Source organism: Tabrizicola sp., assembly GCF_031377265.1.
Classification (GTDB): Bacteria; Pseudomonadota; Alphaproteobacteria; order Rhodobacterales; family Rhodobacteraceae; genus JAUYQR01.
In genome coordinates this window covers 1-8,431 of the sequence record NZ_JANMET010000349.1, presented here as the reverse complement: position 1 = coordinate 8,431, position 8,431 = coordinate 1, and the positions used below count along the sequence as shown (strand labels likewise).

The 8,431-nt window shown below is 63.6% G+C and carries 9 protein-coding genes and 1 pseudogene; 5 read left to right on the top strand and 5 right to left on the bottom strand.

The genetic code is table 11. From position 1 onward, the window contains the following. Positions 1-496, bottom strand: a pseudogene (locus RMO18_RS18775) (IS21 family transposase); the annotation flags it as partial. Between the two features lie 114 nt (positions 497-610). Between RMO18_RS18775 and RMO18_RS18770 the strand changes: the two are divergent. Both RMO18_RS18770 and dusA read left to right on the top strand, forming a co-directional pair. Next, positions 611-769 (top strand): hypothetical protein, encoded by a 159-nt coding sequence (locus tag RMO18_RS18770; RefSeq protein WP_309667998.1) that lies wholly within the window; start codon positions 611-613, stop codon positions 767-769. 442 nt (positions 770-1,211) lie between these two features. Beyond that, complete coding sequence (dusA, locus tag RMO18_RS18765) at positions 1,212-2,195, top strand: tRNA dihydrouridine(20/20a) synthase DusA (RefSeq protein ID WP_309667996.1); 984 nt, start codon at positions 1,212-1,214, stop codon at positions 2,193-2,195. Here dusA and RMO18_RS18760 read toward each other — a convergent pair. Continuing rightward, entirely contained in the window at positions 2,177-3,367 is a 1,191-nt protein-coding gene (locus RMO18_RS18760; RefSeq protein WP_309667995.1) for a multidrug effflux MFS transporter, read from the bottom strand. The two genes, dusA and RMO18_RS18760, sit on opposite strands and share 19 nt — an antisense overlap. A 297-nt stretch (positions 3,368-3,664) precedes the next feature. On the opposite strand from RMO18_RS18760, the gene RMO18_RS18755 reads away from it, so the two are divergent. Both RMO18_RS18755 and RMO18_RS18750 read left to right on the top strand, forming a co-directional pair. Next, positions 3,665-4,483, top strand: a complete 819-nt coding sequence (locus RMO18_RS18755; protein ID WP_309667994.1) for a sulfite exporter TauE/SafE family protein — start codon at positions 3,665-3,667, stop codon at positions 4,481-4,483. Beyond that, entirely contained in the window at positions 4,483-5,238 is a 756-nt protein-coding gene (locus tag RMO18_RS18750) for a hypothetical protein (protein ID WP_309667992.1), read from the top strand. Before RMO18_RS18755 ends, RMO18_RS18750 begins: the two co-directional genes overlap by 1 nt. Before the next feature lie 3 nt (positions 5,239-5,241). Here RMO18_RS18750 and RMO18_RS18745 read toward each other — a convergent pair whose 3' ends face one another. The 3 genes from RMO18_RS18745 to ccmI are packed head-to-tail and all read right to left on the bottom strand — an operon-like array spanning position 5,242 to position 7,300. Further along, positions 5,242-5,472, bottom strand: a complete 231-nt coding sequence (locus tag RMO18_RS18745) for a DUF1289 domain-containing protein (RefSeq protein WP_309667991.1) — start codon at positions 5,470-5,472, stop codon at positions 5,242-5,244. After that, on the bottom strand, positions 5,469-5,957 hold the full coding sequence (gene ruvX / locus RMO18_RS18740) for a Holliday junction resolvase RuvX (protein WP_309667990.1): 489 nt from the start codon (positions 5,955-5,957) through the stop codon (positions 5,469-5,471). Before ruvX ends, RMO18_RS18745 begins: the two co-directional genes overlap by 4 nt. Continuing rightward, positions 5,954-7,300: a c-type cytochrome biogenesis protein CcmI gene (ccmI, locus tag RMO18_RS18735; protein WP_309667989.1), complete on the bottom strand. Its 1,347-nt coding sequence runs from the start codon at positions 7,298-7,300 to the stop codon at positions 5,954-5,956. The genes ruvX and ccmI overlap by 4 nt, the downstream gene beginning before the upstream one ends. Positions 7,301-7,411: 111 nt before the next feature. Between ccmI and RMO18_RS18730 the strand changes: the two genes are divergently transcribed. Continuing rightward, positions 7,412-8,431 (top strand): sarcosine oxidase subunit beta family protein (locus RMO18_RS18730; RefSeq protein WP_309667987.1); only part of this gene is annotated, 1,020 nt, incomplete at its 3' end.

Below are 8,431 nucleotides of genomic sequence, written 5' to 3'. Positions count from 1 at the left end.
AGACCAGAAAGGCCCGGCTGTGTGACAGCTTGATGTGAGCGACCTGCAACTTCGTCCGCTCGCCGCCGAGCAGGGCAAAATCCTCGCTCCAATCAAACTGAAACGCCTCCCCCGGGCGAAAAGCCAGGGGGACGAAGGTGCCGCGCCCGGTCGTCTGCTGCTCTCGCTGCCGATCGGCCCGCCAATCTCGGGCAAAGGCTGCAACCCGGCTGTAAGACCCGGTGAAGCCCGGTGCCACCAGTTCCGAATGCAACTGCTTCAGCGTTCGCCGTTGCTTGCGCGACTTGGCCCCCTCCGACTTCAGCCAACCGGCAAGCTTCTCGGCGAAAGGATCCAGCTTGCTCGGGCGGTCCGAAATGGCGAACTCCGGCTCGACCGTATCCGTCTTGAGATGCTTCTTCACCGTATTGCGCGACAGCCCCGTTCGTCACGAAATCTCGCGGATCGGCAGCTTCAGCCGCAGCGACATACACCGAATCACGTTCAAAAGTTCCATGTTGATCACTCCATTGCCCCCCGCGGCGCGCTGCCTTGGGGGAAGGGTCACATGGGTCAATTCTCACTGGAAATTACGCGCCCAAGTGGGTCACTTCTGGGTGGAAATCAACAGATGCCCCTTCTACTGCACCTGATGATGAGCGGCATGCCCATCGTCACGCCGTACATCGTGACGACCGAGGCGGAAAAAATGGCCATTCATGCACGCGATTTTCTTGACCCGCAGCCGGCCTTTGACGCTCGCCTTCGGTTTGGCGACGCTGCCGCGTGACTGCCAGAAAAATCACGACCAACCTTCACAATTTCGAGGTCCATGGATCCTGTCACTGAACACTCGGCCCCAGGGCCGCATGCGACATGAAACCCGTGAAAAGCGTTCCCTGGACCCCTGTTCAAGACTCTGGGATCTCAATGGCCAAGAGTTTGTACGCTGCCAGTGCGGTTGCCGGCTGGCCCGTCGCGGAGATCAGTCATGACACAGCTTCGATCATCGTCTACGGCACGCAACGCAACACAACGCACGGGGCGTGCGCGGGAACTGACTGGCGCTTCGTTGCAGTTCAACGATGGCTCGGCTAAACGGAACCGGCGGCGCGCATGATCCCACCGCAGGGGGGCTGACCAAGCAAGCAGCCCGTGCGACGGTCTTGATCGCGCCGTGAATCGGCGCATGTGCAGACCGAGCGGACCAAGGATTTGAGACTTCTGAAAAAATGACAAAATATCAACCACATAGACTTTCCATTGCACCCATGATGGATTGGACCGACCGTCACTGCCGGTACTTCCACCGGCAAATGACACGCCGGGCGATGCTCTATACCGAAATGGTGACTGCCCCCGCCGTGATCCACGGCCCAAAGGATCGGTTGCTGGGGTTCAGCCCGGCGGAACATCCGGTGGCGTTGCAACTTGGCGGGTCCGATCCGGCGGAACTGGCCTCGGCAGTGCGGATCGCCGGTCCCTGGGGATATGACGAGATCAACCTGAACGTCGGTTGTCCGTCCGACCGGGTGCAATCAGGTTGTTTTGGCGCGGTCCTGATGGAACGCCCCGCGCTGGTCGCCGATTGCGTCCGCGCGATGATTGCCGAGGCGCAGGTGCCGGTGACCGTGAAATGCCGGATCGGGGTCGATGATCAAGACCCCGAACAGACGCTGCCGGTGTTCTTGGAAACCATCGCCGGGGCAGGGGTGAAGCACGTCATCATCCACGCGCGCAAGGCCTGGTTGAAGGGCCTATCGCCGAAGGAAAACCGCGAAGTGCCGCCGCTGGACTACGGTCTGGTGCTGCGGATGAAACAGGCGTTCCCCGACCTTCGGATTGCCATCAACGGCGGCATCACGTCGCTGGGGCAGGCGCGCGGCCTGCTGGATGCGGGGCTAGACGGGGTGATGGTCGGGCGCACCGCCTATCACGATCCGGCCGCCGTCCTGATCGGCGCGGATGCCCTTTGGGGCGATGATTTCGCCCCTGACGCCTTTGCCGTGGTGGATGCGATGCGCGACTACATCGGCGCCCATCTTGCGGCGGGTGGCCGCCTGCATCAGATCACCCGGCACATGCTCGGCTTGTTTGCCGGCCGCCCCGGCGCGCGCAGCTGGCGCCGGGCGCTGTCTGAAGGTGCGTCGCGCCCCGGCGCCGGACTTGACCTGATCGACCTCGCTCTGGGCGAGGTTCAGGCAGCCGCCGCCTGACGATCAGCCACCAACCGTGACAATGCAAAGGCCAAGACCCCGCAAACGGCGATGGCTGCAAGCATCGGCGTCACTGTGCCGTCAAAGAACGGCCCCGTAAGCGCGATCATGATCCCGCCGGCCAGCATCTGCAGGGTGCCGCCAAGCGATGACGCCAGACCCGCGATGTCGCCGTGGTGATCCAGCGCCATCACCATCGTTGTCGGTATCACCAGTCCTAAACAGGCATTGGCCAGGAAAAGGCCCAGAATGCACAAGACAAGGCTCATCCCGCCCGCCAACGCGACCAGCAGCAAGCAAATGGTCAGCGCTGCAAAGCCAGCAGTTGCAACCGCAATGACGCGCGGCGGGCCATATTTCTGGCCAAGAAACGCAGCGGCCTGCGAAGCCGCGAAAAACCCGATCGCATTGATCGCAAAGGCCACTGAAAACCCGGTCGGTGACAGGCCAAACCCTTGCGTATAAACAAAACTGGCCGAGGCGATGAAGACAAAGAAACTCGCCATCCCGAAACCGCCAAGGAAGGTCAGGCCCATGAACAACGGGTCCCTGATAAGCCGCAGGGCCGCTGCGCGTGTGGCCGCAAAGTTGAAAGGCTGCCGATCCTCGGGCCGTAGTGTTTCCGGCTGAAACAGGGTCAGGATCGCAAGGCTGGCCAGCGACGCGACCAGCAAGGCCGCGAAAATCGACCGCCACTCGAACATCGCCATCAGGCCGGTTCCCGCCAACGGAGCCAGCATTGGTGAGATCGAGATCACCAGCATGACCGCCGCCATCAGCCGCGTGGCGCTGGGCCCGGTGTAAAGATCCCGAATGATCGCGCGCGGCACCACCATCAGTGCCGCACCGCCAAGGCCCTGCACAAAACGCCCCACCAGCAGCCATTCGATTGTCGGTGCAAACGTGCAGATCACCGAACCGACAATGAACACGCCAATCCCCGCAAACAGCGGCGGCTTTCGTCCAGATCGGTCTGCCCAGGGGCCATAGACCATTTGGGCCAGCCCGAAAGCAATGAAATATGCGGTAATCGTGTTCTGCATCGCCTGAACCGACGTGCCAAGATCGGCCCCAATGATCGGCATCGCAGGCAAATACATGTCGATGGCAAACGGACCCAAAGAAGACAAAAGCCCCAGGACAAGGGCAGGTCGCAAAAGGCGGTCAGACATGGAAATCCTCAAATCAAAACAGGTTAAAGCAGCCCGTCACCCGGGCTTGGCTGAGAGGCAGAAACACTCCGGCATTTTAGATCGCTTGCGTGGCATGTGCCAGACCCTGCGCGGAGACCCGTCACTTTTCGAGCGGCCACCAATCTGTAGCCCCGATAGTACAGCTGACCGTCGGGCCAATCCGGGGCGGGCCAATCCGGGGCGGGCACTGGTGCAGGTGTTCTGCGCGCGCTATGTCGGAACGACGCGCGGACAAAAAGCCCCGACCCGCGCCGAATGCCCGCTACAGGAGTGATGATGCCAGACCTCTCAACCCTCCTTATGATCATGGCCCTTCTGGTGGTGATCGGTTCTCTAGCGGGGTTTGTCGGCGGCCTTCTGGGGGTTGGTGGCGGTATCGTTCTGGTGCCTGCTTTCTTCTATGCCTTCGGTGCCCTTGGCTACGGCGGGGACAGTCTGATGCAGATCTGCGTCGGCACCTCGCTGGCCACCATTGTCGTCACCTCGATCCGGTCGGTGTCTTCGCACCAGAAAAAGGGCGCGGTCGATTGGCTGGTTTTGAAAACCTGGGGGCCGTTTCTGGTGATCTCGTCGGCGCTGGGCGTGCTGGTCGCGGCGCAGGTGTCGTCGCTGGCCCTGCAGGCGGTGTTCGGTGCGCTGGCGGGGATTGCGGGCCTTTGGCTTGCGGCCGGTCGTGACGATTGGCGTCTGGGACAGCGCATGCCCGATCAGCCGGTCAGCGGCGTTCTGGCCAGCGCCGTTGGGTTCTTTTCCGCCCTGATGGGGATCGGTGGCGGGACGTTCGGGGTGCCGTTGATGACGCTGTTCGCGATGCCCATCCACCGGGCAGTGGCAACGGCATCCGGCTTTGGCGTGTTGATCGCGGTGCCTGCGGTGATCGGGTTCCTGTTTGTGCCCGTCACCAATGCGCCGCCATGGACGATTGGCGCGATCAGCATTCCGGCCTTTCTGGTGGTGATCGGCACCACGCTGGCGACCACGCCTTTGGGCGTGCGGGCGGCGCATGCGATGAACCCAAAGCCGCTGAAACGCGTCTTTGCGGTGTTTTTGACGCTGGTGGCGCTGAACATGCTGCGCAAGGTCATGGGTTGGTAATGCCGCGCGCCCAAGGGGAAGGCTGGGCCATCATCGGCCCTGATCCCCGGATTGCGGCCTGGGCGCAGGCGGCACATGCGTTGGCCCGCACGCAGGTGTCGGCAAGCACCGATCCGTGGCGCTGTGGTGGCACCTGGTTTGTCGGCGTGGACGCGCTGCCAAACGATGCTTCCGGCGCGGTGTCTGGCGTGGATTTTCCCTGGGCCGCACTGCCGCTTGCGCCGCTGTCGCTGCACCCCTGTCAGATCTCGGTCATCCGCCCCGGCTATCCGCAGCCATCACCTTCTGAGACGCCCGCCGCCTTTGCCTATCGCCAGCGACGCGATGCTGCCCATCTGGATGGCGTTCTGGCCATCGGCCCTGATCAACTGCGTATGGTGAAGGAACCGCATGCCTGGGTGCTTGGCTTGCCGCTGAACCACGCCGGGGCAGGGGCCTCGCCATTGGTGGTCTGGGAGGGCAGCCACGAGGTCATGCGCGCCGCGTTGCAGACAGTCTTTGCCCCGCATCCCCCTGAAACCTGGGGTGAGGTGGACGTGACGCCCGCCTATCAAGCCGCACGTCGCATCGTGTTCGATACTTGCCGCCGGGTAGAACTTCCCGTCGTTCCGGGTGAGGCGAGCCTGATCCACCGTCTGACGCTGCATGGCGTGGCACCTTGGAAAGACGGTGCTGCGGCCCCGCCAGAGGGCCGGATGATCGCCTATTTCCGTCCGCAGATGTCCAGCATTGCCGCGTGGGTGCAAGACGCCTGAGGCTCAGCGGTCCAGCCGCCCCATCCGGCCGCCGCGCCGTTTGGCAAGGCTGGGTGCGCGGGTGGGCAGATCTTCGATGATCTTCGCCCGCGCTTCATGCGTCAGCCGTGACCAGGTGGAAATCTCTTCGATGGTGCGGTAGCAACCGACGCAGATCCGCTCCTCGGGATGAACCGCGCAGAGCTTCACACAAGGTGACTGGACTTCGTCCCGCATCCAGATCTCGTCTTTCACCCGTTTTGCCCTTCGGTTCTGCCGATATGCGCCAGACGGTCCAGCGCACCTTGCAAGATATAGCCTGCTGCGACCTGATCGATCACCTCTTTCCGACGTTTCCGCGACGTATCCGCCTCCAGCAGTGCCCTTTCTGCCGCAACTGTCGACAACCGCTCGTCCCAATAGCCGATCGGCAGGTCGGTCAGCCGGGTCAGATTGCGGGCAAAGGCGCGGGTTGTCTGCACGCGCGGCCCTTCCGATCCGTCCATGTTCAGCGGCAGTCCCAGCAGAATGCCAAAGGCATGGCGCTCGGCCAGCAGGGCCAGCAGGCGGGCGGCATCCAGGGTGAATTTCTCGCGCCGGATCACCTCGATCGGCGAGGCGACAGACCGGCGCAGGTCCGACATCGCGACGCCAATCGTCTTGTCGCCCAGATCCAGCCCGGCGATGGCCCGGTTGGCGGGCAGCGCATCGGCAAACTCTGCGAACACCTCAAAGATCATGGCTGCAAACCCGTCTCCACGGCGGCCAGCCGCAGGAACGACAACTCGCTGTCGCGGCCGGCAAAGCGCGTCTTGGCCTCGTTGTAGATGGTTTGCGCCTCGTCGTTACGCTCCAGCACCACCAGCGACCGGATCAGCTTGCCCCAATCGTCGACCGACCCGCCGTCGGTGGCCAGCCGGTCGGACAGTTGCGCCACCATTCCCGCGATCATCGCGTTGCGGTCTTCGGGCGACATGTCTTCGGCGGCAGCAATGTCATCCGCCCCCGGCCCGGCCACGGGGGGCAGCTCGTAGTTGACCCCTGCCAGATAGGCCATGTCCTCGATCTGTGCCCGGATCGCGGCGATCCATGGCGCATCCGGCGGCCCTTCCTCCAGCAACGGCTGCCACAGCGCGAAGGTGCGGTCAAACCGGCCCGCTTGCTGGAACAATAGACCCGAATAGAACCGCGCCGATCCATTGGCCGGGTCGCGCACCAACGCCGCCGTCAACTCCGCCTCCGCGTCAGCCGACACAAAGCCCCCCGCCGAAGTGATCAGAATCTCGGCCAATGCAGCATGGTCGGCGGCGGTTGCCGCCTCGCCCTTCACCGCAATAAGCTGACGCTGCGCCGCTTCGGCCGCAGGGTAATTGCCCAAGGCGGCCTCGTTGCGCGACAGCAGCTCCAGCCCGACCACATCGGTCGGCCGGTCCGCGACAGCAGTGCGCAGCTTGTCCATCAGCGCCAGAAACTCCGGTGTCACGTCGGTTGGCGCAGGTACCTTCGGCGTTGCGGCCACGGCCACCGCCTGCGACGGGCGCGCCTTCATCCAGTCGTCAGACAGCGACAACCTGCGCTCAAGCGGCAGGTCCGGATACCCCGGCGCGCCAAGATACCAATACCCCGCCACCGCACTTGCCAGCAACGCCACCATCACCGCCGCTGGCCCAAGACCCGAAACCTTGCCCGCAACCGTCCCCCCCGCAGAAACAGCCGTCCGGTCCGCCTCAAGCAACCGCCGGCTGACCTCCACGCGCACGCGATCGGCCTCGTCAGCCGCGATGATGCCGCGCGAAAGGTCGCGCTCCACCTCGGCCAGCTGATCCTTGTAGACCTGCATGTCCAGGGCTGCGGGGGCAACCAGCGCCCGGTCGCGGCGCATCGCGGCCAGCAAGATCGCTGCCACCGCGCCCAGCAATCCCAGCGCCGCCGCCCAAAAGCCCCAGTCCTGCATCACCACTCCGATCCTGCCGCCCCGTGCGTTCAGCATGTAGTCGTTCAGGCGTCGGTGAAAAAGGGCCAAATCGGCGCAGGCCACCTTGCGAACGCCAAACCGGCGATCAATCTGCGACAGCTTGGCCAATGTCGCATTTTTCCCAATTGCGCCGCTGCCGGGTGCGGTTATATCCCTCAATCACGCCAAGAGAAGGTGTCGGTCGGCGCAGACTTTGCCGGCCCAACGCAAGAGGCCCTGATGAAGCATTATTCGGTCTTTGCCATCGCCCGCGAGGCGCTGCGGCATCACATGGGCTGGGAACGCGCCTGGGCCTCGCCCGAACCGAAACCGGCCTATGATGTGATCATCGTGGGGGCGGGCGGCCACGGGCTGGCCACCGCCTATTACCTTGGCAAGAATTTCGGCATCACCAATGTGGCGATCATCGAAAAAGGCTGGCTTGGCGGGGGCAACACCGGGCGCAACACCACGATCATCCGGTCCAACTATCTACAGGACCCTTCCGCCGCGATCTACGAAAAGGCCCGCTCGCTGTACGAGACGATGAGCCAGGATCTGAACTACAACGTGATGTTTTCGCCGCGCGGCGTGATGATGCTGGCCCAGACCCACCACGAGGTGCGCGGCTACCTGCGCACCCAGCACGCCAATGCGCTGCAAGGCGTGGCCACCGAATTCATCTCGCCCCAGCGGGTCAAGGAACTTTGCCCGATCCTCAACATCGACGGCCCGCGCTACCCCGTCCTCGGCGCGCTCTGGCAGGCGCGCGGCGGCACCGGGCGGCATGATGCGGTGGCTTGGGGCTATGCGCGGGCCTGTTCGGCCATGGGCATGCACATCATCCAGAATTGCGAAGTAAAGGCCGTCAGGTCCGAAAACGGCGTCGTGACCGGGGTGGATACCACCAAGGGCTTTATCGGCACGAAAAAGCTCGGCATGGTCGTCGCGGGCCATTCCGGGCAACTGGCCGAAATGGCCGGCTTCCGCCTGCCGATCGAGGCGGTGGCACTGCAGGCCCTCGTTTCCGAACCGATCAAGCCCTGCATGGATGTGGTCGTGATGGCCAACACCGTGCATGGCTACATGTCGCAATCCGACAAGGGCGAAATGGTGATCGGCGGCGGTACCGACGGCTTCAACAACTACACTCAGCGCGGGTCGTTCCACCACATCGAGGAAACCCTGCGCGCGCTTGTGGAAACCTTCCCGATGATCAGCCGGTTGAAGATGCTGCGCCAGTGGGGCGGCATCGTCGAC

Excerpts from the sequence above, each read along its gene's own strand:
- RMO18_RS18770 (WP_309667998.1), top strand. The coding sequence starts at position 611 with ATGCCCCTTCTACTGCACCTGATGATGAGCGGCATGCCCATCGTCACG.
- dusA (WP_309667996.1), top strand. The coding sequence starts at position 1,212 with ATGACAAAATATCAACCACATAGACTTTCCATTGCACCCATGATGGAT.
- RMO18_RS18760 (WP_309667995.1), bottom strand. The coding sequence starts at position 3,367 with ATGTCTGACCGCCTTTTGCGACCTGCCCTTGTCCTGGGGCTTTTGTCT.
- RMO18_RS18755 (WP_309667994.1), top strand. The coding sequence starts at position 3,665 with ATGCCAGACCTCTCAACCCTCCTTATGATCATGGCCCTTCTGGTGGTG.
- RMO18_RS18750 (WP_309667992.1), top strand. The coding sequence starts at position 4,483 with ATGCCGCGCGCCCAAGGGGAAGGCTGGGCCATCATCGGCCCTGATCCC.
- ruvX (WP_309667990.1), bottom strand. The coding sequence starts at position 5,957 with ATGATCTTTGAGGTGTTCGCAGAGTTTGCCGATGCGCTGCCCGCCAAC.